The organism is Cellulomonas soli, assembly GCF_013409305.1.
Lineage (GTDB): Bacteria > Actinomycetota > Actinomycetes > Actinomycetales > Cellulomonadaceae > Cellulomonas > Cellulomonas soli.
Genome location: NZ_JACBZJ010000001.1, coordinates 2,392,299 through 2,415,106, shown reverse-complemented (window position 1 = coordinate 2,415,106; position 22,808 = coordinate 2,392,299). Strand labels below are relative to the sequence as shown.

General features: G+C 74.3%; 23 protein-coding genes and 1 tRNA gene. 10 read left to right on the top strand and 14 right to left on the bottom strand.

Features of this window, described 5'->3' with window-relative positions; all coding sequences use genetic code 11:
- Window positions 1-43: 43 nt before the first annotated feature.
- The 4 genes from groL to BKA22_RS11205 all read right to left on the bottom strand — a co-directional run bounded on the left by groL (window position 44) and on the right by BKA22_RS11205 (window position 3,310).
- Complete coding sequence (gene groL, locus BKA22_RS11220; RefSeq protein ID WP_146953465.1) at window positions 44-1,669, bottom strand: chaperonin GroEL; 1,626 nt, start codon at window positions 1,667-1,669, stop codon at window positions 44-46.
- 281 nt (window positions 1,670-1,950) lie between these two features.
- Window positions 1,951-2,154, bottom strand: coding sequence for a cold-shock protein (locus BKA22_RS11215; RefSeq protein WP_146953466.1), 204 nt, complete (start codon window positions 2,152-2,154; stop codon window positions 1,951-1,953).
- A 140-nt stretch (window positions 2,155-2,294) separates the two neighbouring features.
- On the bottom strand, window positions 2,295-2,885 hold the full coding sequence (locus BKA22_RS20350; protein ID WP_146953467.1) for a LytR C-terminal domain-containing protein: 591 nt from the start codon (window positions 2,883-2,885) through the stop codon (window positions 2,295-2,297).
- A gap of 107 nt (window positions 2,886-2,992) precedes the next feature.
- On the bottom strand, window positions 2,993-3,310 hold the full coding sequence (locus tag BKA22_RS11205) for a DUF3263 domain-containing protein (protein WP_146953468.1): 318 nt from the start codon (window positions 3,308-3,310) through the stop codon (window positions 2,993-2,995).
- Between the two features lie 159 nt (window positions 3,311-3,469).
- On the opposite strand from BKA22_RS11205, the gene BKA22_RS11200 reads away from it, so the two are divergent.
- Both BKA22_RS11200 and BKA22_RS11195 read left to right on the top strand, forming a co-directional pair.
- Window positions 3,470-4,147: a uracil-DNA glycosylase gene (locus BKA22_RS11200; RefSeq protein ID WP_146953469.1), complete on the top strand. Its 678-nt coding sequence runs from the start codon at window positions 3,470-3,472 to the stop codon at window positions 4,145-4,147.
- A gap of 119 nt (window positions 4,148-4,266) precedes the next feature.
- The gene (locus BKA22_RS11195; RefSeq protein ID WP_146953690.1) at window positions 4,267-5,118 is read left to right on the top strand and encodes an SGNH/GDSL hydrolase family protein; all 852 of its coding nucleotides are present in this window, start codon (window positions 4,267-4,269) and stop codon (window positions 5,116-5,118) included.
- Window positions 5,119-5,157: 39 nt separating this feature from the next.
- On the opposite strand, the gene BKA22_RS11190 is transcribed toward BKA22_RS11195, so the two are convergent.
- The 5 genes from BKA22_RS11190 to BKA22_RS11170 all read right to left on the bottom strand — a co-directional run bounded on the left by BKA22_RS11190 (window position 5,158) and on the right by BKA22_RS11170 (window position 9,216).
- The gene (locus BKA22_RS11190) at window positions 5,158-5,559 is read right to left on the bottom strand and encodes a hypothetical protein (protein WP_146953470.1); all 402 of its coding nucleotides are present in this window, start codon (window positions 5,557-5,559) and stop codon (window positions 5,158-5,160) included.
- A gap of 212 nt (window positions 5,560-5,771) precedes the next feature.
- Window positions 5,772-6,611 (bottom strand): hypothetical protein, encoded by an 840-nt coding sequence (locus BKA22_RS11185; RefSeq protein ID WP_146953471.1) that lies wholly within the window; start codon window positions 6,609-6,611, stop codon window positions 5,772-5,774.
- On the bottom strand, window positions 6,608-7,189 hold the full coding sequence (locus tag BKA22_RS11180) for a signal peptidase I (protein WP_146953472.1): 582 nt from the start codon (window positions 7,187-7,189) through the stop codon (window positions 6,608-6,610). The genes BKA22_RS11185 and BKA22_RS11180 overlap by 4 nt, the downstream gene beginning before the upstream one ends.
- 20 nt (window positions 7,190-7,209) lie before the next feature.
- Entirely contained in the window at window positions 7,210-7,626 is a 417-nt protein-coding gene (locus BKA22_RS11175) for a hypothetical protein (RefSeq protein ID WP_146953473.1), read from the bottom strand.
- A 330-nt stretch (window positions 7,627-7,956) separates the two neighbouring features.
- Window positions 7,957-9,216 (bottom strand): sensor histidine kinase, encoded by a 1,260-nt coding sequence (locus BKA22_RS11170; protein WP_146953474.1) that lies wholly within the window; start codon window positions 9,214-9,216, stop codon window positions 7,957-7,959.
- Between the two features lie 74 nt (window positions 9,217-9,290).
- Between BKA22_RS11170 and BKA22_RS11165 the strand changes: the two genes are divergently transcribed.
- From BKA22_RS11165 to BKA22_RS11155, 3 genes are all read left to right on the top strand, one after another.
- Window positions 9,291-9,962 (top strand): response regulator transcription factor, encoded by a 672-nt coding sequence (locus BKA22_RS11165; RefSeq protein WP_146953475.1) that lies wholly within the window; start codon window positions 9,291-9,293, stop codon window positions 9,960-9,962.
- Between the two features lie 94 nt (window positions 9,963-10,056).
- A complete protein-coding gene (locus BKA22_RS11160; protein ID WP_146953476.1) occupies window positions 10,057-10,686 on the top strand; it encodes a hypothetical protein in 630 nt (209 codons plus the stop codon).
- A 132-nt stretch (window positions 10,687-10,818) separates the two neighbouring features.
- Window positions 10,819-11,448, top strand: a complete 630-nt coding sequence (locus BKA22_RS11155; protein ID WP_146953477.1) for a copper resistance CopC family protein — start codon at window positions 10,819-10,821, stop codon at window positions 11,446-11,448.
- A gap of 28 nt (window positions 11,449-11,476) precedes the next feature.
- Here the strand turns inward: BKA22_RS11155 and BKA22_RS11150 are convergent, their stop codons facing one another.
- The 5 genes from BKA22_RS11150 to BKA22_RS11130 all read right to left on the bottom strand — a co-directional run bounded on the left by BKA22_RS11150 (window position 11,477) and on the right by BKA22_RS11130 (window position 15,458).
- Window positions 11,477-11,620, bottom strand: a complete 144-nt coding sequence (locus BKA22_RS11150; RefSeq protein ID WP_179561749.1) for a hypothetical protein — start codon at window positions 11,618-11,620, stop codon at window positions 11,477-11,479.
- A 250-nt stretch (window positions 11,621-11,870) separates the two neighbouring features.
- A tRNA-Thr gene (locus BKA22_RS11145) sits at window positions 11,871-11,947 on the bottom strand.
- A 162-nt stretch (window positions 11,948-12,109) separates the two neighbouring features.
- Window positions 12,110-13,012: a DsbA family protein gene (locus BKA22_RS11140; RefSeq protein WP_146953478.1), complete on the bottom strand. Its 903-nt coding sequence runs from the start codon at window positions 13,010-13,012 to the stop codon at window positions 12,110-12,112.
- 74 nt (window positions 13,013-13,086) lie between these two features.
- Entirely contained in the window at window positions 13,087-13,593 is a 507-nt protein-coding gene (locus BKA22_RS11135; protein ID WP_146953479.1) for a hypothetical protein, read from the bottom strand.
- A gap of 68 nt (window positions 13,594-13,661) precedes the next feature.
- Window positions 13,662-15,458, bottom strand: coding sequence for a serine/threonine-protein kinase (locus BKA22_RS11130; RefSeq protein WP_146953480.1), 1,797 nt, complete (start codon window positions 15,456-15,458; stop codon window positions 13,662-13,664).
- 131 nt (window positions 15,459-15,589) lie between these two features.
- On the opposite strand from BKA22_RS11130, the gene BKA22_RS11125 reads away from it, so the two are divergent.
- The 5 genes from BKA22_RS11125 (at window position 15,590) to BKA22_RS11105 (ending at window position 22,743) form a co-directional block, all read left to right on the top strand.
- On the top strand, window positions 15,590-17,017 hold the full coding sequence (locus BKA22_RS11125) for an alpha,alpha-trehalose-phosphate synthase (UDP-forming) (protein ID WP_146953481.1): 1,428 nt from the start codon (window positions 15,590-15,592) through the stop codon (window positions 17,015-17,017).
- Complete coding sequence (gene otsB / locus BKA22_RS11120) at window positions 17,010-17,807, top strand: trehalose-phosphatase (RefSeq protein ID WP_146953482.1); 798 nt, start codon at window positions 17,010-17,012, stop codon at window positions 17,805-17,807. The genes BKA22_RS11125 and otsB overlap by 8 nt, the downstream gene beginning before the upstream one ends.
- Window positions 17,808-17,851: 44 nt before the next feature.
- Window positions 17,852-19,522, top strand: coding sequence for an outer membrane protein assembly factor BamB family protein (locus BKA22_RS11115; RefSeq protein WP_146953483.1), 1,671 nt, complete (start codon window positions 17,852-17,854; stop codon window positions 19,520-19,522).
- Between the two features lie 64 nt (window positions 19,523-19,586).
- Window positions 19,587-21,029, top strand: coding sequence for an outer membrane protein assembly factor BamB family protein (locus tag BKA22_RS11110; RefSeq protein ID WP_146953484.1), 1,443 nt, complete (start codon window positions 19,587-19,589; stop codon window positions 21,027-21,029).
- A 40-nt stretch (window positions 21,030-21,069) separates the two neighbouring features.
- Window positions 21,070-22,743, top strand: a complete 1,674-nt coding sequence (locus tag BKA22_RS11105) for an outer membrane protein assembly factor BamB family protein (RefSeq protein ID WP_146953485.1) — start codon at window positions 21,070-21,072, stop codon at window positions 22,741-22,743.
- Window positions 22,744-22,808 lie beyond the last annotated feature (65 nt).

The window sequence follows — 22,808 nt, the reverse complement described above, 5'->3', positions numbered from 1 at the left end:
GTCCGTGCTGCCGGCGGATCATCGCCGGCGGTGGTTCAGCGGATCAGAAACCGCCGCCGAAGTCCTCGCCGCCACCGGGGCCGGCCGGGGCGGCCTTCTCCGGCTTGTCGGCCACGACGGCCTCGGTGGTGAGGAACAGCGCAGCGATGGACGCGGCGTTCTGCAGCGCGGAGCGCGTGACCTTGACCGGGTCGTTGACGCCGGCGGCCAGCAGGTCCTCGTAGGTGTTCGTCGCGGCGTTCAGGCCGTGACCCGTCGGGAGGTTGCGGACCTTCTCGGCCACGACGCCGCCCTCGAGACCGGCGTTGATCGCGATCTGCTTGAGCGGGGCCTCGATGGCGAGCTTGACGATCGCGGCACCGGTGGCCTCGTCACCCTCGAGAACCAGGTTCGCGAACGCGACCTTGCCGGCCTGGATGAGCGCAACGCCACCACCGGCGACGATGCCCTCCTCGACCGCGGCCTTGGCGTTGCGGACGGCGTCCTCGATGCGGTGCTTGCGCTCCTTGAGCTCGACCTCGGTCGCCGCACCGGCCTTGATGACGGCCACGCCGCCGGCCAGCTTGGCGAGGCGCTCCTGCAGCTTCTCGCGGTCGTAGTCCGAGTCCGAGTTCTCGATCTCGGCACGGATCTGGTTCACGCGACCGGCGATGAGCGCGGCGTCGCCGGCACCCTCGACGATCGTGGTCTCGTCCTTGGTGACGACGATCTTGCGCGCCGTGCCGAGGACCTCGAGGCCCACCGTGTCCAGCTTGAGGCCGACGGTCTCCGAGACGACCTGACCACCGGTGAGGATGGCCATGTCCTGCAGCATCGCCTTGCGGCGGTCGCCGAAGCCGGGGGCCTTGACGGAGACCGACTTGAACGTGCCACGGATCTTGTTGACGACGAGCGTGGCCAGGGCCTCGCCCTCGACGTCCTCGGCGACGATGAACAGCGGCTTGCCGGACTGGATGACCTTCTCCAGCAGGGGCAGCAGGTCCTTGACGTTCGAGATCTTCGACTCGACGAGCAGGACGTACGCGTCCTCGAGGACGGCCTCCTGACGCTCGGGGTCGGTCACGAAGTACGCCGACAGGAAGCCCTTGTCGAAGCGCATGCCCTCGGTGAGCTCGAGCTCCAGGCCCAGGGCGCTGGACTCCTCGACCGTGATGACGCCCTCCTTGCCGACCTTGTCGAGCGCCTCGGCGATGAGCTCGCCGATCGCGACGTCGCCGGCGGAGATGGCGGCGGTGGCGGCGATCTCCTCCTTGGACTCGACCTCCTTGGCCTGCTCCAGGAGCGCAGCCGTGACGGCCTCGACGGCCTTCTCGATGCCCTTCTTCAGGGCGATCGGGTTGGCGCCGGCGGCGACGTTGCGCAGACCCTCGCGCACGAGCGCCTGGGCGAGCACGGTGGCGGTGGTGGTGCCGTCACCCGCGACGTCGTCGGTCTTCTTGGCGACCTCCTTGACGAGCTCGGCGCCGATCTTCTCGAAGGGGTCCTCGAGGTCGATCTCCTTGGCGATGGAGACACCGTCGTTGGTGATCGTGGGGGCGCCCCACTTCTTGTCCAGGACGACGTTGCGGCCCTTCGGGCCGAGGGTCACCTTGACGGTGTCGGCGAGGACGTTGAGCCCGCGCTCGATGCCGCGCCGGGCCTCCTCGTTGAAGGCAATGATCTTGGCCATGGGGCTGTGATCCTTCACTCGGTTCGTGGGTCGGCCGCAAGGTGCCCGCGACGGACGGGTCGCCGTGCGCGGTCATGTCCCGCACCCGACGGCCCTCACCGGACGGCCGTGGTGATTCTGTCACTCTCCACCGGAGAGTGCTAAGTCCAATGGTTAGCACTCGACCCCGGTGAGTGCAAGGTCGTCCGCCCTCGGCGGACGACCTCCGGACGCACAGAACGGCACCGCCGCCCGGGCGAGATGCCGGGGCGGCGGTGCCGTTCCGAAGGACCGGGCGAAGGTCAGACGGGCCGCACCTGCTCGGCCTGCGGCCCCTTCGTGCCCTGGCCGACCTCGAAGTCGACCTCCTGCCCCTCCTCGAGGGACCGGTAGCCGTCCACCTGGATCGCGCTGTAGTGGACGAAGAGGTCCTGCCCGCCACCCACGGGGGTGATGAAGCCGAAGCCCTTCTCCGCGTTGAACCACTTGACCGTGCCCTGGGCCATGCGCACTCCTCGACGATCGGGGCCCCGGCGCTCCGCGTCGCGGCGGGGTGCGGTGAGCCTAGTGGCGCACGTCACGTCCCGACCAGGGTCGTCTCGCAGGTCGTCGGACGACCCGAGGGTGAACCTCGCGGACGCGTCCGTCAGGGAGCGGTGAGCAGGATGACCGACACGCCGCTCGGCGACTCGGCCAGGGACAGGGTGACGGTCGTGATGCCGAGGGTCTGCGCCACCAGGTCCGCGGTCGGCTTGAGCGCGTCGCTGCCGTAGTACACGACCGATTCCGTCAGGTCACCGGCGTCCTGGTTGCCGGTCGTCACGGCGGTGAAGCCCGCGGTCGTGAGCGTCTCGGCCGTGCTCGCCGCGAGGCCGGCGATGCCGGCCGCGTTGTAGACCACGACGGGCGTGGCCAGGTCGGCGGTGGCCGCGGGCGTCTCGGCCGGGGTCTCGGCCGCCTCGGTGCCGGTGTCGGTCGGCGCCGTGGACGCCGCATCCGTCGAGGTGTCCGACGCCCCGTCCGACGCGGACGAGTCGCCGCCGATCGGCAGGGAGTCGAAGCGTGCCGCGAGGTTCACCAGGGCGAACGCCAGCACCGGGAACACCACCAGAACCGCGACGAAGGGCCACCACCGGCTCCACCAGGAACGCGGCGCGAGGTAGGGGTCGCGCGGCGCGTCCGGGCTCCGGGGCGCGTCGAACTCGTCCGGGGGGTAGGGGTAGTCGGCCTTGCTCACGGCCGAAAGGCTAGCGGGTCACGCTGTGGATCCGGGGAGATCGACCTTCCCGGCCCCGAACACCGGCCCCGAAGACCGGCCCAGGAGGGCCGACGACGAGCCGCGCGTCAGCCCTCGGCGCCCAGGCGCCGAGCGGTGCGCGCACGCTGGCGCGAGGACCGCATGCGGCGCAGCCGCTTGACCAGCATCGGGTCGTGGGCGAGCGCGGCCGGGTCGTCGATCAGGGCGTTGAGAACCTGGTAGTACCGCGTGGCCGACATGTCGAAGAGCTCACGGACGGCCTGCTCCTTGGCGCCGGCGTACTTCCACCACTGCCGTTCGAACGCCAGGACCGCCTGGTCCCGCTCCGACAGCTCCGACTGCGCGGGGGCCTCACCGGAGGGGTCGACCTGGGGGCTCGGGGTGAGCGTCGCCGTCACGGTCATGCGTCCTCCTCCATCGTGCGGGCCGGTCGTCCGCCGTGCTCGTCCACCTCTGCGCGTCGACCCGGTCGGGGCCGTCGGTGTGGGGGGACGTCCGTCGTGCGCCATCGTACGGCGCGAACGACAGCGGTGTCATTCGACCGGCCGGGTACTCTCGCGCCCGTGACAGGCGCCCCGCTGGACCAGCTCGTCGCGGCCGACTGGGCCGCAGCCCTCGCCCCCGTGGAGCCGCAGCTGCGCGCCGCCGGGGCCTTCCTGCGCGCCGAGGTCGCCGCGGGACGCGAGTACCTGCCGGCCGGTGACGCCGTCCTGCGGGCCTTCGAGCGACCACTCGCCGACGTCCGTGTGCTGATCGTCGGGCAGGACCCGTACCCCACACCCGGGCACCCCATGGGGCTCTCGTTCTCCGTGCAGCCCGACGTGCGGCCGGTGCCACGCTCGCTGGCGAACATCTTCCGCGAGCTCGTCACGGACCTGGACCTGCCCGCACCGACGTCGGGCGACCTGACGCCGTGGGCCGCGCAGGGCGTCATGCTGCTCAACCGGGTCCTGACCGTCCGGCCGGGCGCACCCGCGTCGCACCGCGGGCACGGCTGGGAGGCGGTCACCGACCGTGCGATCGCCGCGCTCGTGGAGCGGGGCGGACCGTTGGTCGCCGTGCTGTGGGGCCGGGACGCGCAGTCGCTCGCGCCCGCGCTGCACGGCGTGCCGGTCGTGGCCAGCGTGCACCCGAGCCCGCTGTCGGCCAGCCGGGGGTTCTTCGGCTCGCGACCGTTCTCCCAGGTGAACCGGCTCCTGGTCGAGCAGGGCGCGCAGCCGGTCGACTGGACGCTGCCCTGACGCCTGTCGCCCCCCGTGGGCACAATGGCCCGGTGACCCTTCCGGACGAGCAGCCCGTCGACCTCTCCCCCACCACCGAGCACCCTGCGCACCCGTCCCCGGTGCTCGGCGGACCCCCGGTGCTCGACGGCGGCCAGGTCCGGTGGTCGCGGTACGTCGCGATCGGCGACTCGTTCTCCGAGGGGCTGTGGGACGCCCCCGGGCACCCGGCGGGCCCGCACATCCCCCTGCCGCCCGCCGACGCGCCCCTGCGCGGCTGGGCGGACCAGCTGGCCATGCACCTCTCGCAGCGCCGCACCGCCGCGGGGCAGCCGCCGCTGGAGTACGCGAACCTGGCGATCCGCGGCCGGCTGCTGCGACCGATCCTGCGCGAGCAGGTCCCCGTCGCCCTCGACCTGCGACCGGACCTGGTGAGCCTCGTCGGCGGAGGGAACGACATCCTGCGCCCGTCGGTCGACGTCGACCGGCTGGCCCGCGACCTCGAGGCCGGGGTGGCACGGCTGCGGGCCGCGGGCATCGACGTGCTCCTGGGCACGGGCATGGACGCCGCGGGGTCGCCGCTCGTGCGGGCCACCCGGGCCCGGGTCGGGGTGTTCAACGCGCACGTGTGGTCGATCGCCCGTCGGCACGGCGCGTACGTGCTCGACCTGTGGGGCATGCGTTCGCTGTCGGACTGGCGGATGTGGTCCGACGACCGGATCCACCTGACGAAGGACGGCCACGCGCGCGTCGCGCAGGCGGCGCTCGTCGGGCTCGGGCTCGCGCCGGACGTCCCGGACTGGGACGAGCCGCCGGCACCGCTGCCGCCCGTCCCGCGGCTCGCTCAGGTCCGCGACGACGCCCGGTGGGCCAAGGTGCACCTGTACCCGTGGGCGACCCGGCGGCTGCACGGCACCTCCAGCGGGGCGGCCCGGACGGCCAAGCGGCCGGAGGCGACGCCCGTCGAGGTGGAGCCGGCGCGCGAGGCCTGAGGGACACGCGGAGGCGTCGGTCGCCGCGCCCGTCGCACGTCAGTCGGGGAGGACGACCCAGGACGCGTCGGTGACCCGGGTCCCGGCGGGTTCGAGGACCCCGAGCAGGTCGACCGTCCCGTCGTGCAGCACGACCTCGGAACGGCGCACGATCGACCCGTCGGCCCGGTAGAGGACCTGCACGCGCACACCCTCGCAGGCGTCGGGCACGTCGACGAAACGGGTGCCGGTGATGCCGTACCCGGTGCGCGCGTCGAGGCCGATCTCGTAGGACCAGTCGACGGACTGCACGTCGCACCCGGCCGGTGCGGCGACGACGAGCTGCTCGGCGGCACGGGCCGAGGCGTACAGCCCGGCGAGCGACACGGCCGCGAGCGAGCTCGCCCAGAACACGCGGGTCGAGGAGGGGCGCCGGCGCAGCGTCCCCAGGGTCGACGCCATGCCCCCTCCCCTCCATGGGCGGTCGCGCGGGCAGCGCTCGAACGGTCGGCATCGTGCCGACCGGAGTCGCCGTACGTGCGCCACCGGGGTGGCCGGGGCGGGAGAGGTGCAACCCGCGCCGAGCGACCCGTGGGGCGAGCGCCCAGGTCCTCCACCGTCCCATCGGGCGCGAGGGGGCGGGACTGAGCGTTCGGCGGGTCAGGAGGCGACGGTCAGGGCACCGTGCACAGCGGGGTGGCGGTGCGTTCCATGTCGACCTGGAGGGAGATCCCGGTGAACCCGCCCCACACGTTGCTCGGGGTGCGCCCGGAGATCATCGGCAGCGCCGAGCAGCTCGAGGTGATCGCACCCTGGCCGGAGCCGTAGCTGTACGCGGACAGGCCCGCGCCGGACCACGACCACCACGCGGGCTGGTCGGCGGTCGGGACGGCGAACGTGAACGTGACGTACTGGTTCGAGGACGGCGGCGCGGAGAACGTCATGGGCACCTGCACGCTCAGGTGCCGCCAGTAGGTGTTGTACCCGCTGTGCGTGACGGTGCCGATCGTGCAGGTCTTCGTCGTGTCGACCGCGCCCGAGCCGTTGGTCCGGACCTGGCAGCCGACCGCGGCGGCCGAGGCGTACGACCAGGTCGCCTGCACGGGCCAGCCGCCGATCGTGACGTGCGCCTTCAGGCCCGCGGACGGGGTGAACGAGGTGGGGGACGTCGAGGCGGTCAGGGTCGCTGAGGTCGCGGTGACCGTGCCGACGCCCGTGAAGCGGCGCGCGGAGGCCCAGCCCGACGTGACGGTGGGGTCGTAGACGGACACGAGGACGGCACGGCCCGCGCACCGGGCGGTGTCCAGGCCCGTGACGGCCACCTGGCTCGCGGCGCCGGTGGTGCTCGTCGTGGTGACGGTGACGGCCTGGGCGGTGCAGCGGGTCACGCTCGCCGAGCTCGGGCGCATCCCGGCGTCGAGCACGAGGGCGGCCGCTGAGGCCTGGGAGGCGCCGAACCCGACCAGGGTCACGAGCAGCGCGACGAGCGCGACGAGGCGCGCACGGCGCGTCACGGCGCACCCTCGCCGACCGCGACGTGAGCGGACGGCCCGGCCGGGGCGTCGTCGTCCTGCGAGCGCTCGTCGTCGTCCTCGACCCGGGTCGGCCACAGCAGGATGCCGACGGCGATCACGATGAGCGAGCCCCAGATCCACGGGTTCGTCAGGGCGGCGGCCGCGAGGCCGACCTTCGGCAGGTGCACCGACGCGATGCCGACGACTTCGGCGTCGGTCGGGCTGAACGGGTCGACGAACCCGTTGTTGTCACCCTGCATCTGCCAGCCCGAGGCGCCGTCCCCGCCGATGATCCGGTGGATGATCCGGGCTCCGCCGAGGTCGGCGGGCTGGTAGACGACGACGTCACCGACCTGCGGCTCGCCGCACCGGGCGACCACGACGTCGCCCGTGTAGTAGGTCGGCTCCATCGAGTGGCCGGAGACGATGGTGAGAGTGGTGCAGCCGCCCAGCGAGGACGGCCACAGGAACCAGGCCGCGACGATCGCCGCGCCGTAGAGCAGCACGGTCGGCACGGCACGCAGCACCCGACGCGCGCGGGGCGCCTCGGGTGCTGCGGGCTCGTGCGTGCTCGTCATGCGTGCCCTGGTCCGCCGGGTCAGTCGTGGATGGAGAACGCGACCTGCGAGACGGCGTCGGCCGTCGTGCCGGTCGGCAGGGCGACGGTGAGCGTCGCGCCCGAGACGGTGAGCGCCGAGGCGATCTCGGTCAGACCGCCGGTGGTCGCGACGGCGACGTTGGCGAGCTTGGTGAAGCAGGCCGGTGCGATGCCGGAGAACACCACGGAGGTGCTGGCGTAGCCGGAGGCGGCCAGGCTCGGGTCGGAGAAGGACACCGAGATGTCCTGGTTCGCGGGCTGGCAGTTGGCGACGACGTCGACGCCGGACTGGAACTGCGCACCGTCGGAGATGAGGTTGAGCTGGGCCGCCGAGGCGAGCGAGAGGCCGGCGACGCCGACGACGGCGATGCCGACGGCCAGGGCCTTGCGACGGTGGGCGGACTTCTTCGTGGACATCGATGACTCCTGTGGCGCGGGCGGATGGGGACGAGATTCGCGAACCGCGACGGTAAGGCGGTGCAGACCGGACTCCGACGGACCATCGGGGTCAAAACACCCGCCCTGCCCGGAACGTCCATTTCTTTCACCCGCGCTGCGACCTGCGGATCTGCGCGTTTCGGACATCCACGCTGAACGCGTGTCCATTAGGAGGGACATGTCCCCCTCGCGAGTCCCACATCGTGGACTTCACGGGGCATGTCGGACGGGCCGGGGCGTGTCGGATCTGCCCGACGAACCGGTCGGCGCGACGCCTCGCCCCCGCCGCCGCGCCACGGTCCGGAAGGGTCAGCCCTGGCTCGGGCCGCGCCCTGCGCGCAGAGCGGCCACCGGGAACCGCGCCTCCAGCCGTGCGCCCCCGCCCGCGCGTGCGGTCAGGTCCAGCCGACCGCCCACGAGGGCGAGCCGCTCACCGAGCCGCGCGGTGCCGGAGGCGTGCACGAGCATCGGGTCGAAGCCGGCGCCGTCGTCCTCGACGCGCACCACCACCATGTCGCCGTCCCGCTCCAGGCCGACCTCCAGGCTCGTCGGGTTGCCGTGCCGCAACGCGTTCGAGAGCCCCTCCTCCACCACGCGCACCGCGAGCAGCCGCTCGGGCTCCGAGAGCCACTCGCTCGTCGGGTCGTCGAGCTCACGCATCGCCGGGCCGACGACGAGCCGCACCGCGATGCTCGTCGGCACCCGCCGCAGGAGCTGGCGCACCGCGGGCGTCATGCCGATCTCGAGCTGGTCGGGGTAGAGCAGCCGGCTCATCTCGCGCACGTCCTGCTCACGCACGACGTCGATGTCGTCGCGCAGCTCCTGCAGGGACGTGAGCTCGCTCGCGGTGATCGGACGCCCGGGCGTCTCGCGCAGGAACGCGTCCAGACCCGCGACGATGACCACGAGCCGCTGCTGCAGGCTCGAGTGCAGGCCCTCGGCGACAGCACGCCGCACCCGGACCTCCTCCTGCTGCAGCGCGTGCAGCGCGTGCTGCACGTCGACGGCCTGGCTCGCGGCCGCCCGCGCGCCCACCCGCACCTCGCGGACCAGCACCATCGCCCGCACCCCGACGGCGCAGGCGATCAGAGCCGCGCTGAACCCGCTGAGCAGCTCGGCCTCGAGCGTGGCGGCGTCCCAGTGCTCGTAGACGCCCGTCACGGTCTGCGAGGCCACCCTGATGAGCGCGGCCGCCACGCTCGCCACCAGGCATCGCACGCCGACCGCGGTGAGCGTGGGCGCCCGGTGCACGCGCAGCACCGCGAGCGCGACGACGAGCATCACGACCGCGAGCGCGTTCCCGGTCAGCCGGGCGACCACCGGGACGTCCGCCCAGTCCGACAGGTACGTGGCGTAGATGTAGGCCGCCTGCACCGAGGCGCCCAACCCGTACAGGCCGGAGATGACCCCGGCGCCGCGCAGCAGCGTCGTGCGGTCGCGGCGGACGTCCTGCGCCCACTCCTCCGCCTCGCGGGCGCCGACGGGTCGTCGGGAGTCGGGCACGGGGACGTGCGCGGCGAACCTGCTGGCCACGGACTGCGGGCGGGTGCTCGACGGACCGGACGTCATCGTTGGTACCTCTCCCCCCGCCGCGCCGCACGGTGACGCGACGCGCCTGGCTGCCACGAGGATACTGACGTGCCATGAGCCCGCTCCCCTCGAACCCCGTACGCGTCGCCGTCGTCGAGGACCAGCCGCTCTTCCGCTCGATGCTGGAGCACACCCTCGGGAACACCCCCGGCCTGCGGGTCGTCGTCTCCGTCGGCACCGTCACCGAGGCCACGCAGCGCATCACGGCGGGCACCGTCGACGTCGCCGTGCTCGACATCGACCTGCCCGACGGGAACGGGATCGCCCTCGGCGTCACGCTGCGTCGCAGGCACCCTCGGCTGGGCATCCTGCTGCTGTCCGCGCACGACGCGATGGACCTGCTGCTCGACCTCCCCGGTGACGTCGCCGTCGGCTGGAGCTACCTGTCGAAGACGTCGGGGACGAGCGAGGAGGTGCTCGTCGCGGCGGTGCGTGCGGCCGCGGTCGGCGAGACGATGCTCGACCCCGCGCTGCTCGCCCGGGTCGCCCCGCGCGCCGGGTCGGACGTGGCCCGGCTGACCGACCGGCAGTACGAGGTGCTGCGGCTGATCGCCCAGGGCCTGTCGAACGCGGGCATCGGCGAACGACTCGGGATCACCGAGAAGTCGGTGCAGAACCACGTGAACGCCATCTACGCCACGCTCGGCATCGACGTCGACCCGCAGCGGAACCCCCGGGTGAGCGCGGCGCTGCGGCTGCTGGAGGAGAGCGGCCCGGCGCTCTGAGGAGCTCACCGCGCACCCTCGCGACCTGCGCGTCCGTCGTCCCGACGTCGGCGCGGCCGGGACGAAGGTCCCGCCCGAGGTCTACCCTGGCGCCGTGCAGACACCGGTCGAGAGGGCGCTGGGCGCCGGGCGCCTCGCGCTCGTCTCGACCACCGCGCTGGCCCTCGGCGTCGGCGCGCACGTGCTCGGAGGCGGTGGGCTGCCCGGCCTGCGCGTGGTGGGTGCGCTCGGCGCGCTGCTGCTCGCGGCGACAGCGTGGACGACCCGGGTGCGGCTGCGGGTACGCCTCCTGCTGCCGCTCGCTCTGGCCGCCCAGGCGGGGCTGCACACCGCGCTCACCTGGCTGACCGCCACCGGCACGAGCGCCGGACCGGCGGCGACCGTCGCCGCTCCCGGTGGGCACGCGCACCTTGGCACGCTCACCCTGACGGTGACGGGTGGCGGCACCCACCTGCACGCCGCCGGCCTGACGATGCTCGTCGCACACCTGGCCGCGACGATGCTCACGGTCGGGCTGCTGGTCGGCACGGATCGCGCCGCGCGCACCGTCGTCCACCTGTGGACCGTGCTGCTCCCGGCCCTGCGGGCCCCGGCACGCACGCTCGTCGAACGTCCGCTGCGGGGCGCCGCCGTCACGCGACGCGCCGACCGGGTCGCGTCGACCAGGCCGATCGCCCGCTCGCAGGCGCGCCGCGGCCCACCCGTCGTCGCCTCGGCCCGCTGACCAGCTGAACCCCGACGTCCTCCGACGTCCCCCGACCACCATCGACGTGCCGCCGCGGCGACTGCCCGAGCCGACTCGGGCCGCTCTCCGGAGCCCTGCGGACGCGCCCTCGCTCTCGCTCTGGAGTCTGTGATGCCTGTTCTTCGACGGGTCCTGTCGACCCTCCTCGTCGGTGGCCTCCTGGCCGCCGGTTCCCTCGGTGCGGCCACGAACGCCTCCGCCCACGACCAGCTGCTCTCGACCTCACCGGCCGACGGCGAGGTCGTCACGACCGCACCGACGGCGCTCACCCTGGAGTTCAGCGACGACGTCCTCGACCTGTCGAGCGCCGTCGTCCTGACACCCGCGGGCGGGACGGCCGTCGAGCTCGCCGTGACCGTCGACGGTCCGACCGTCACCGCGGCACTCCCGGCCGACCTGCCGTCCGGGGCGTACGCGGTGGCCTGGCGCGTCGTCTCGGCGGACGGGCACCCGATCGAGGGCACGTTCGCCTACACGGTCGACGACCCGGCCCGTCCGGCCGCGGTCGCCACCCCGACGCCCACACCCACGCCGACGCCGACGGCGACGCCCACGCCGGAGGCGAGCCCCTCCGACACGACGACCGCGACGGTGGCGGCGACGCTCAGCCCGGGCTCGTCGACCACCCAGCCGTCCGAGGCACCCGGACCCGCCTGGATTGCGCTCGGCCTCGGACTGGTCGTCGCAGCAGCGACAGCCGTCGTCGTGCTCCTGCGTCGACGCGGGCGCCCGACCCCCTGAGACCGCGGGACGGACCCGGCCGCCCTGGCTACTCGCCCTGGGTCACCGGGGCCGTCGGGGTGCCGCCCGCCTCGGCCGCCACCGCGGACCCCGCGACCATGCCGGCCGCGAGCGCGACCAGGAGCGTCGCGACCGCGACGACGTGCTTGTTGCTGACGGCGACGCGACGCATCGAGCGACCCCTCGGTGGACCGGGCGGCGCCCCGCACCTTGTGCACGCGGCGTCCGGGATCCCCATCGGCAGGTGCGCGCCCTGCGCGAGGGATTCGCCCGATCCTCGGGGCCGCCTCCTCGGATGGCTCCCGGCGAGACCAGGGAACCGTGTTCCGTGCTCGTCCGATCAGCTGCTCAGTGCCGCATCGCACGACGCTCGCCGGACGGCCGACGCGGGCCTCTGAACTGGTCAGAGACCCTCGTTCGTGTGGAGCCCCCTATCGGATTCGAACCGATGACCCCCTGTTTACAAGACAGGTGCTCTGGCCGACTGAGCTAAGGAGGCGGGTCGGAGCCCAGCGTACCGAGCCGGGGCGGCCCCGCGTGAGCGGGCGCACCGGGTCCGGACGGCCTGGGCACCCGGCGAGGGATGCCGACCGATCGGTCGTCGAGGACCGATCGGTCGGCGTCCGCTCGCCCGTGCGGCGCGGGGCTGTGTGCCGGCGGGTCAGCCGATGGCGGCGGTGATCGCGTCGCTCAGCGGGCCGGCCGACGTGAAGTCGCCCGTGAACTTCTCACCGTCGATGAGGATCGTCGGCGTGGAGATCTTGCCCAGGTCGGTCAGCGCCTGGCCGGTCACGGCTGCGGCCCACGGGGCGTAGGTGCGCCACGTGCCCTGCTGCTCGGTGTCGTCGTCCTGCGTGGTGAACGTGCCATCGACCGTGTCGGTGAACGTGTCGACGACGGACTGCGGGACGCCGGCGTCGAGCGCGAGCTGGCCGATCTCGACGTCGGTCAGCCCCTCGGTGTTCTCCGCGGGCTGGTTGGCGTAGAGAGCGGCGATGAAGGCCGTGTACTGCTCGGGCGCCTGGTCGGCGACGATCGTCGAGGCGTTCGCGGCGCGCGTCGAGTAGAAGGTGCCCTGCGAGTTGCCGTCCAAGAACGAGAGCACGTGGTAGACGACGGTCACGTCGCCGGACTCCACGAACGCGTCCAGGTCGGCCGAGTTGGCCACGTCGAACTGACCGCAGTACGGGCACATGAAGTCCATGTACACCTGCACGACGACGTCGCCGTCTCCGACCGAGCCGACGCCGTCGCTGCTGACCGGGATGCCGCCGGAGTCGTCGCCGGCGGCGGGCGCGGGGACGTCGGTCAGGGCCGGCGCGACGACGCTGTCACCGCCGTTGCCGTAGGCGATGTCGGCGTAGGTCACCTCGTTGGCGGCGCCCTGGCGCAGGATCATCGTGATGACGACGCCGAGGGCGATCACGGCGACGCCGAGGCCGCTGATGGCGAGGATGCGGTTGCGCTTGGCTGCGGCCTGCTGCTGCTTGCGGAGCTGGGCGGCCTTGTCGCGGGCGGCGTCGCGCCGCTCCGCCTTGGACTGGCGGGGGTCGTTGCTGGGCATGGGTTCTCCTGGTCGGAAGGTCGTACGGGTCGCGCAGGGCGGGTCGGGGACGTGCTCCGGCAGTGGCCGGGACGTCAGACCAGCGCGGGCGGCCCGCGGTGCGACCAGGTGAGCAGCCCTGCCCGGGCCCGCACGCGGTGCACGACCGGGGCGGGGAGCAGCAGGCGGGCCTCACGGACGACCAGCTCGGGGAGGGCGACGCGCACCCGCCGGGTGACGACACGCAGCACCTGGGCGATCGCCTGCAGCCCGCGGCGCACGACGGCGAGCAACCCCAGGCCGCACGCGGCGAGCACGAGGTGCAGGGCCAGGATCGGCAGGGCCACGCTGAGCAGCACGACCGCACCGCGTGGGGCCGCGCCCAGACCGTAGGTTCCGGCCGGGCAGTCCGCGACGTCCTGCAGCAGGGCGAACCGCAGGCCGAAGGTGCCGAAGGCGTCGACGGGCAGGCAGCCGTGCAGCAGCAGCCGCCCCTGGGCGACCGCGACCGAGCCGACGGCGGCCACGAGCGCGAGCCCGGCCAGCAGCACGAGCGTCAGCGGGCGCGCGGGCACACCGACCTCACCTCGACGCGCGCGCATGCGACCAGAGTAGGGCCAGGCGCCTGGATCACGGCTGAGAACCTCGTCACGGCGCCGCCGGGGACGGCTCACGGCAAGGTCGGCTGCGGCAGCGGCTCCCAGTGGATGGCCGCGCCGGACCCCACCTGCGCGACGAGGACCGCGGTGACCGCGAGCGCGACGAGGACGACCACGAGCGCACCGACCCATCCGGGCGCCACCGCGGCCAGCACGCGCCGCGCTCCCGTGCGGGTCATCGCCGACAGCGGACCCCACCAGATCGTCACCACCCCGACGAGCACGGCGATCCCGACCACGACCGAGGCGGTCAGGCCCTCGGGCTCGCCGCCCGACGGGGAGTCGCCGAGCGTCACGGTGCCCGAGCCGAGCGCCCACCAGGTGACCCCGAGCAGGATCACGAGCACGCTCGCCCCCACGATGATCGAGGGCACCAGCCCGACGGCCGAGCGCAGCAGGTGCCACGGGGTGGTCAGCACGGCACCCGCCCGGTCGGCGCGGCGCACGCCCCGACGCTCACGGCGCCCGTGCAGGGCTTCGACGGTGGAGCCCGCGGTGCGCACGAGCAGGACGAGCGCGAGCGCGACGGCGAGCGTCCAGCCCGGGTAGAGGGCCCCCGCGGAGGCGACGAGCAGGGCGAGTGCGAGCAGCGTGCCCCAACGGCGGACCGCGGGCGGGCGCGTGTAGCCGGAGCCCTCGGGTTCTTCGGCGCCCGAGTGGTCGAGGTCGTCCTGGAGCCACTCGACGCCGTCCTCGTCGTCCTCGTCGACGTACCCGCCGCCGGTCGGCGCGTCGGCGACCCGGCCGGGGCGGACGCCCTGCGCCGCCGGGGTGGACGGGAGCACGCGGGTGCCCCCGTCCTGCGCGGCAGCGGCACTCGTCGTGCCGCCCGAACCGGTGCCTGCCGGGAGTGCCACGGTCGCGGGCACGTCCGCCACCGTGGGCACCGCGCCGGTCGCGGCTGCCGCGGGCAGCACGGTCGTCGTGCCGGCGACCAGCGCGGCAGGGTCGAGCACCGTGGTGGCCACGGCGTCGGCGGCGCCGTCCACGGGCTCATCCCCGTCAGCGGCCGCCACGGTGAGGGCGGCGACGACGTCCGCCGGTGCGGTCCGCGCGGCCGCATCCGGCAGCAGGGCCCCCCGCAGCGCCCCGGCGGTCAGCGGGCCGAGCCCGGCGAGGTCGGGCTCCCCGGCGTGCGCCCGAGCGAGCACGCTCTCCAACGGTCCGGTACCGAACGGCGGACGCCCCGTCGCGGCGAACACCAGGACGGCCGCCCAGCCCCACAGGTCGCTCGCCGACGTCGGGTCGGCGCCGTCGAGCAGCTCGGGCGCGAGGTAGCCCGGGGTACCGACGACCAGGCCGGTCGAGGTGACCTGCGTGTCGCCGGAGGCCTGGGCGATGCCGAAGTCGATGAGCACCGGCCCGTCCGGGGTGACCATGACGTTGGACGGCTTGAGGTCGCGGTGCACCACTCCGGCGCCGTGCACCGCGTCGAGCGCACCGAGCAGCCCCTGCGCGAGCGCCAGGAGCGCGTCGGCGTCGAGCGGGCCGCGCCGGCGCACGTGCGCGTCGAGCGGGTCACCGGCGACGAGCTCGGTGACGAGGAACGCCTCGGTCGAGTCGGCCTCCGCATCGAGCACCGCGGCGACGGCCGGGTGCCGCAACCGCTGCAGGGCCTGGACCTCCCGGCGCAGCCGCTCCCGGGCGACCGCGTCCGCCCCGACGTGCGGGTGCAACAGCTTCAGGGCGACGGTCGTCCCGCCCCCGTCGACGGCCCGGTACACCGTGCCCATGCCCCCCGAACCGAGTGGCGCGACGATCGTGTAGCCCCCGATCTCCGCCCCCGGCTCCAGCCCGATCCGCTCCATGTCGGCACGGTAGCCGCCGCCCGGAGACGGGGCAGGGTGGCGCGCCCGCCGACCCGAGCGGAGGGAGGAGCGGGTGAAGGAGCGGGTGAAGGCCCGATAGGGTCGGCGAAGACCCGAGGAGTTGATCGCCTGTGGCGCCTGCCCAGTTCGACCTGGTCGTCGTGGCCAACCGGCTGCCCGTGGACCTGTCCCTCGACGAGGTCGGGGAACCCACCTGGAGCCGTTCCCCCGGTGGTCTGGTGACCGCGCTCGCCCCTGTGATGGCCAAGACCGAAGGCGCGTGGGTCGGCTGGGGTGGTCAGCCCGGTCTCGAGCTCGACCCGTTCGAGGTCGACGGCACCGAGCTGGTGCCCGTGCCGCTGTCCGAGGACGAGGTCGAGCACTACTACGAGGGCTTCGCCAACGACACCCTGTGGCCGCTCTACCACGACGTGATCGCCTCGCCCGCGTTCCACCGGCACTGGTGGGACGCCTACCAACGGGTCAACCGACGCTTCGCCGAGGCCGCGGCGGCGAAGGCCGCCCCCGGCGCCACGGTGTGGGTGCACGACTACCAGCTGCAGCTCGTCCCGAAGTTCCTGCGCGAGCTGCGCCCCGACCTGCGCATCGGGTACTTCCACCACATCCCGTTCCCTCCGCTGGAGATCTTCGCCCAGCTGCCGTGGCGGCTGCAGGTCGTCGAGGGGCTCCTCGGTGCCGACCTCGTGGGGTTCCAGCGCGGCGGTGACGCAGCGAACTTCGTGCGGGTCGTGCGTCGTCTGACGGACCTGACGACCCGCGGGCAGGTCGTCACCCTGAGCAAGCACGGGCGGGTCGAGCGGCACGTGCGCGCGTCCTCGTTCCCGATCTCGATCGACTCGCACGCGTTCGACGAGCTCGCCCGCACGCCTGACGTGCTCAAGCGCTCGCGGGAGATCCGCAAGGAGCTGGGCGACCCCGAGGTGCTGCTGCTCGGTGTCGACCGACTCGACTACACCAAGGGCATCCGGCACCGGCTCAAGGCGTACGGCGAGCTGCTCGACGACGGTCGCCTCTCGCCTCAGAGCACGACGTTCGTGCAGGTCGCGAGCCCGAGCCGGGAGAACGTCGGCGCCTACCAGCAGCTGCGCGACGACGTCGAGCTGCTCGTCGGACGGATCAACGGCGACCACGGCCAGGTCGGGCACGCCCCCGTGCAGTACCTGCACCAGTCGTACCCGATGGAGGAGATGGCGGCGCTGTACCTGGCGGCCGACGTCATGCTCGTCACCGCACTGCGCGACGGCATGAACCTGGTCGCCAAGGAGTACGTGGCCGCACGCTCGGACGACCGCGGCGCGCTCGTGCTCTCGGAGTTCACCGGCGCGGCCGACGAGCTGACCGGCGCGATCCTCATCAACCCGCACGACATCGACGGCATGAAGGACGCGATCACCTACGCCGCGCACCTGGACCCGCGCGAGGCCCGCAAACGCATGCGCCGGCTGCGCCGCCGGGTGCTCAGCCACGACGTCGCGGCCTGGTCCGAGCAGTTCCTCGCCGTGCTGACGGCCGTGCCGAACCGGCAGAGCCATGTCTGAGCGGCAGGGCGACGCGGCCGACGGGCTCACCGCGGCCCTGCGAGCCGTCGTCGCCGACCCCGCCGCCCGACCGTTCCTGGTGGCGCTCGACTTCGACGGGACGCTCGCGCCGTTGCAGGACGACCCGTCGGCCTCCCGGATCCTGCCGGCGGGCGTGGATGCGCTGGCCCGGCTCGCGCAGGTCGAGGGCGTCGAGCTGGCGCTCGTGTCCGGCCGCGCCATGACGGACCTGCACGCGCTCGCGGAGGTGCCCGCCGGCACGTTCCTCATCGGCTCGCACGGTGCCGAGCGCGCCCGGGTCACGGCGTTCGGCCTGGACCGTGACGTCGTGCAGCTGAGCGACGAGCAGGCCGACCGGCTCGCGGCGCTCGGTGCCCAGACCGCCGCGGTCGCCCGTGGGCGCGACGGGGTGTGGGTCGAGACGAAGCCGACCGCCGTCGTCGTGCACACCCGGCTGGCCGAGCCGGACGTGGCCGCCGAGGCGACGCAGGTGGCGGTCGAGCTGGGCGAGCGGCTGGGCACCGGTGTGCTGCGGGGGCGCGACGTCGTGGAGATCACCGTGCTGCAGGCCGACAAGGGCGAGGCACTGACCGCCCTGCGTGCCGAGCTGGGCGCGTCGGTCGTGCTGTACGCCGGGGACGACGTGACCGACGAGCACGCGTTCGCCGCGCTCGGTCCGCAGGACCTCAGCATCAAGGTGGGCCGGGCCGAGACCGTCGCGCGATACCGCCTGGCGACGCCGCAGGAGCTGGTCGACACCCTCGGGGGCCTTGCCGCGGCACTCGTCTGAGCGGACCCGCCCCCGCGGCGCCCGCAGGCGGCTACCGTGCCGGGATGGGTGGCATGGCGGACGTCGAGCTCATCGAGGACGGCGAGCACCCCCGCGGCGCTCGGCGCACGGACGCCGCGACGCAGGGTGCGGACAAGGCGGTCGCCGTCACCGGGCCCGACGCGTCCGCAGCGGGGAGTCCTCCCGACCAGCAGCGTCGTCGGCTGCGCAGGCTCGCCCTGGGTGGGGTCGGCGTCCTGGTCGCCGGGCTCGTCGTGACCCAGCAGGTGGTCGATGCGCGGGAGCGGGCCCGCCTGACGCAGTACGCGGAGGTGCCAGGGGTGCTCGCCCCTGTCAGGTCGGACGCCCAGGAGCTGTGGCGGGCGTCGCCGGAGACCGACGCCGCCTTCGCGCAGAGGACCGTGCCGACGCTCGTCGGGGACGTGCTGCTCGGCGGGACGGTCGCGACCGACGGGCTGCTGACGCTCGGCGCGATGGACCCCGACACCGGCCGGAGCCTGTGGTCGGTCGCGGTGACGATGCCCGGCGACCCACCCCCCGCCCAGAACCCGGCGTGGGTCAGCTGCCAGGAGCCGACGGCCGCCGCCTCCCCCGCGTCACCCGCCGCGGCACCGCCGCCCGGCGGCACGGCGGTGTGCACCGTCGAGGTCCCCCAGCAGACCGTCGAGATCACGACATCCGACGGCGGGACCTACCAGTCCTTCGTCGGCCGTGCCGCGCTGCTCCTGGTGGCCACCGCCACGGGCGAGGTGCTCGAGCGGGTCGACACCCCGCTCGGCACGGACGTCGCCGCCGCTCCGGGCGGGTATGTCACCGTGACCCCGGACGTGGTCCTCGACCCGGCCTGGAACGAACCCGAGGACGTGCCCGACGGAGGCCTGACGATCGCCCGCTACGCCTGGGGCGCGACCTCGCCGCGATGGACCTCGCGCACGCCGGTGCAGGACTACGCGGTCGACCAGAGCTGGGCCGCGGCCGATGCACGGCAGGTGGCGGTCAGGAGCGGCGGCACCGTCTGGCTGATCGACGCCGCCGACGGCTCGCTCCTCGGCTCGCTCGCCGGCACCGACGGGTACTCCGGCTCGACCAGCGCGCTGCCCGGAGGCGGCGTGGTGTCCTCGTACTTCGGCGGCACGGGTCCGACCTCCCGCATGCTGACGGCGGACGGCACGACCGTGGACCTCAAGGGCCTGACCACGGTCACGCGGATCGCGGACGACGGCAGCGCGCCGGACCTGGTGCTGATGGCGCAGATGAACCAGGACTGGAGCCGAGGGACGCTCGTCGCCCTCGACGCGCGCACGGGTGAGGAGCGCTGGCGCTCGGAGACGACCTCGGGATGGTCCGTGGTCGTGCTCGGCGGGGTCGTCTACACCGCCGACGAGGACGAGCTCGCGGCGCTGGACGCCCGGGACGGCTCCGCCCGGTGGACCCACGAGCTCGAACACGGCGGCGACGCCCAGCTGCTGACGGACGGCTCGTCCGCGATCCTGGCCGGCCAGGGCCGGGTCGACGCGTACGACCTGCGCGACGGCGAGCCGCTCTGGTCGTCCCTCGTGGTGCGCTCGGGCGAGTCCGTCGGGCTCCAGCCCGTCACCGACGGCCCGACCGCCGCCGCCACGGCCGGCACCACGGTCAGCCAGTCCTGGGTCACCACGGTCGGTCGGCACCTGGCCCTGATGTCGCAGACCGGCGAGGTCACGGTGCTCGGCTGACACCACCGCCTGCCTGCGAGCGGACGACCGGCCCGTCACCCGGTCGGTCGTAGCATCGCGTCTCGTGACCGGGCGGATGGACGACGTGACCCTGCTCGAGGAGGGCGCGTCCGCAGCGCCGACCGACGGCGACGGCGCAGGCACGACACGAGGGCGCGGGCGCCGCCGGGTCCTCCTGGCACTCGCAGCGGGTCTCGCCGTCGTGGTGGTCGCCCTGCTCGTGGTGCAGCACCGGCTCGATGCCGCCGAGGACGCCCGCGTGGCCCGCGCGCAGCAGGTGCCCGGCGTGGTCGACGAGCTGTCCGGCCCGCCGCAGGTGCTGTGGGCGCCGGACGCGCAGACGGGCGCCGAGATGCTCGGCCTCGCCAGCCTCCCGGCGAGCGCCCGGGTCGGCGGGACCATCGTGGTCGGCCACCTGGAGGCGGGCACCACCGACGGCGGGACGGCCACCCTGCGTGGCCTTGACGCCGCGACCGGCCAGGTGACGTGGACCCAGGTGGTCGCCGGCCCGGCGGAGCCGACGGCACCGGACGTGCCGCCCGACCTGGGCGCGGTGCAGTGCACGGCGCTGCACGGCGCGGCGGGCTCCCCTGTCGCGTGCCTGCTCGTGTGGCCACCTGCCGCCGGGGCGGACGAGGACACGGGGACCGTCTCGACGTGGGTGGTCCTCGAGGCGTCCACCGGCACCGTGCAGCACCGGACCGAGCTCCCCGCGGGGGCGTCCGGGGCCGCGACCGACGCCCTGCTCGTCACCGCCGTCCGTGAGGGCGACCACGCCGAGGTGACCGCCGTGCGGCCGGACGGCGACGCGGTGTGGACGGCCGAGCTGCCCGCAGACGCCTCGCCGGGCACGTCCGCATGGGTCTCGGCCGACGGCACCGGGGTCGAGGTCCGCTCGGACGACACGACCTGGGCGCTCGACGCCCGGGGGCAGATCACCGCGCCGTCCGACTCGGCGCTGCTCATCGTCGGCATCACGTCGCGCGGCCGCGCAGCCTCCACCACGGTGGGCACGGCGGGGCCTGTGACCACCGTGGTCGGGGCGGACGGCCCGTGGACCGCGGCCGAGGGCCTTCCCGCGACGCTCGTCGTCGACGACGCCAGCGACCCCGACCTGGAGGTCCTGGACTCCTCCCTCGGCGGGGGCGGGCTGCTCTCGGTCGCCGACTCCTCGGGCACCCTGTGGGACTCCACGCTGCCCGGCTTCGACCCGATCGTGCTCGACGGGCGCCTCTACACGCACGACGGCTCGCACGCGCAGGCCCGCGACCTGCGCACCGGTCGGGTCCTGTGGCAGGCCGACCTGCCGAGCTCGAACGTGTCGATCACGACCGACGGGCGCGACCTGCTCGTGCTCGGCTCCGACGGCACGATCGACGCCTACGCCCTGCGCGACGGCAGCCGCCGGTGGAGCACGCGGATCGAGCAGGAGGGCGGGCTGGGAGTGGTGGCCGACCGGCTGGTGCTCGTCGAGGGCATCGACCAGGTGGCCGCCGTCCTCGGCTGACGCTCTCCCGGCGACGCCTCCCGGCGGTTACCGTGCCGGGATGGGAGGTATGGAGCCGGTCGAGCTCGTCGAGGACGACGGGTCCCACGGCCGTCGCGGGCCGGCGGTTGCGCCCGCCGCGCGCACCCCTGGTGACGGCGCCGCCGACCCCGCCTCCCCCGGGCCGGCGATCCCGGGTACCCGAACCCGTCGGCTGCGCCGGATGGCTCTCGGCACGGTCGCCGTGCTCGTCGTCGGGCTGGTCGCGACGCAGGCGGTCGTCGACGCGCGCGAGCGGTCGCGCGTCGCCCGGTTCGCCGACGTCCCCGGCGTGCTCGCGCCGCTGAGCCCGGACGCGCAGGTCCTGTGGCGCCTCGACCCGTCGACGGAGCCGCTGTTCGCCACGTGGTCCGTCCCGGTGTCGGTCGGCGACGTGCTGCTCGGCGGCGCCCTGGACGACGACGGCACGGTCACGCTCGGAGCGCTCGACCCCGACACCGGTGCGGAGCTGTGGACGCAACAGCTGCCGCTGCCCGGCGGTCGCCAGCTGCCAACCTCGGTGGTCCCGGGGTGGGTCGGGTGCGCCCCGCGCTCGTCGCCCGACCCGCAGGTCGAGGCGTCGCTGACGGGGACGGCAGCCTGCGTCGTCGAGAACCCGACCGCCGAGTTCCGGCTCCTCGACGACGACGGGGCGGCCCAGGAGGTGGCCGTCCCCACCTCGACCCTGCTCAGCATCGACGCGGGCACCGGCGAGGTGATCGAGCGGCTCGACCTCCCGGCCGGCACGAGCGTCCACCCGGTCAACGGCGGCTACGTGACCCTCACCCCGGACGTCGTCCCCGACCCGGCGTGGCGCTCGTCGGCCGACGTCCCGGCCGGCGGGGTCACCGTGGAGCGTCACGACTGGGGTTCTGCCGGACCGCGGTGGACGTTCCACGCCGCGCTCCCGGCGGGCACGGCGTTCACCTCCGCGGCTGCCGACGGTGACGGGCAGACGGTGACGGTGTCGGTCGCGGGCCAGACGTGGATCCTCGACGACGCCGACGGGTCCCTGCGCGAAGGTCCCGATGGTGGGGGCGGCTACCTGCTCCTGCTGCGCTCGCTCCCGGGTGGCGGGGTGCTCACCTCGTGGTCCCAGGACGGCGTCGACCGCACCTCCCTGCTGACGGCCGACGGGGACACCCGGGACCTGGTCGGGCTCTCGGCACTGGCGCCGAACCCGGACGACGGGAGCGCGTCGGACGTGGTGCTGCTCGTCGAGGGCGCCGACGGGGCACCCGGGCCGATCGTCGCCGTGGATCCGCGCACGGGCGAGCAGCGGTGGCGCTCGGCCACGGTCGCCGTCGAGCGCTCGGGGTTCGTGCTCGACGGTGTGGTGCACACGCTCGTCGGCACGACCTTGCAGGCGGTCGACGCCTCCGACGGCTCCGTACTGTGGCAGGTGCAGGTCCCGCGCGCGGGCGGGACGCTCTTCACGGACGGCTCGGTCGCACTGGTGGTCGCCCAGGGCCGTCTGGACGCGTACGACCTGCGGGACGGCCGCGCCCGCTGGTCGTACGCGGTCGCGACCACGGACCAGGGGCCCGAGCTCCGACCCGTGACCGGCGGACCGACCGCGGCGCCGGTGGGGACGGACGGCTCGTCCGTCACGGTCGACGGCAGCGTCTACCCCACGATCGTCGGACGCCGTCTCGGGCTGATGGACCCGTCGGGACAGCTCGCCGTGCTCGGCTGACCTGGGCGGCCACCCCGCTCGAGACCCGGGTCGAGACGTGGATCGCTCGGCCGAACCCGCCCCCG

Coding starts and splice junctions, on each gene's coding strand:
- otsB (WP_146953482.1), top strand. CDS start 17,010: ATGTCTGAGCGGCAGGGCGACGCGGCCGACGGGCTCACCGCGGCCCTG.
- BKA22_RS11115 (WP_146953483.1), top strand. CDS start 17,852: ATGGGTGGCATGGCGGACGTCGAGCTCATCGAGGACGGCGAGCACCCC.
- BKA22_RS11155 (WP_146953477.1), top strand. CDS start 10,819: ATGCCTGTTCTTCGACGGGTCCTGTCGACCCTCCTCGTCGGTGGCCTC.
- BKA22_RS11175 (WP_146953473.1), bottom strand. CDS start 7,626: ATGTCCACGAAGAAGTCCGCCCACCGTCGCAAGGCCCTGGCCGTCGGC.
- groL (WP_146953465.1), bottom strand. CDS start 1,669: ATGGCCAAGATCATTGCCTTCAACGAGGAGGCCCGGCGCGGCATCGAG.
- BKA22_RS11130 (WP_146953480.1), bottom strand. CDS start 15,458: ATGGAGCGGATCGGGCTGGAGCCGGGGGCGGAGATCGGGGGCTACACG.
- BKA22_RS11190 (WP_146953470.1), bottom strand. CDS start 5,559: ATGGCGTCGACCCTGGGGACGCTGCGCCGGCGCCCCTCCTCGACCCGC.
- BKA22_RS11165 (WP_146953475.1), top strand. CDS start 9,291: ATGAGCCCGCTCCCCTCGAACCCCGTACGCGTCGCCGTCGTCGAGGAC.
- BKA22_RS11170 (WP_146953474.1), bottom strand. CDS start 9,216: ATGACGTCCGGTCCGTCGAGCACCCGCCCGCAGTCCGTGGCCAGCAGG.
- BKA22_RS11180 (WP_146953472.1), bottom strand. CDS start 7,189: ATGACGAGCACGCACGAGCCCGCAGCACCCGAGGCGCCCCGCGCGCGT.
- BKA22_RS11215 (WP_146953466.1), bottom strand. CDS start 2,154: ATGGCCCAGGGCACGGTCAAGTGGTTCAACGCGGAGAAGGGCTTCGGC.
- BKA22_RS11150 (WP_179561749.1), bottom strand. CDS start 11,620: ATGCGTCGCGTCGCCGTCAGCAACAAGCACGTCGTCGCGGTCGCGACG.
- BKA22_RS11205 (WP_146953468.1), bottom strand. CDS start 3,310: ATGACCGTGACGGCGACGCTCACCCCGAGCCCCCAGGTCGACCCCTCC.
- BKA22_RS11105 (WP_146953485.1), top strand. CDS start 21,070: ATGGGAGGTATGGAGCCGGTCGAGCTCGTCGAGGACGACGGGTCCCAC.
- BKA22_RS11140 (WP_146953478.1), bottom strand. CDS start 13,012: ATGCCCAGCAACGACCCCCGCCAGTCCAAGGCGGAGCGGCGCGACGCC.
- BKA22_RS11135 (WP_146953479.1), bottom strand. CDS start 13,593: ATGCGCGCGCGTCGAGGTGAGGTCGGTGTGCCCGCGCGCCCGCTGACG.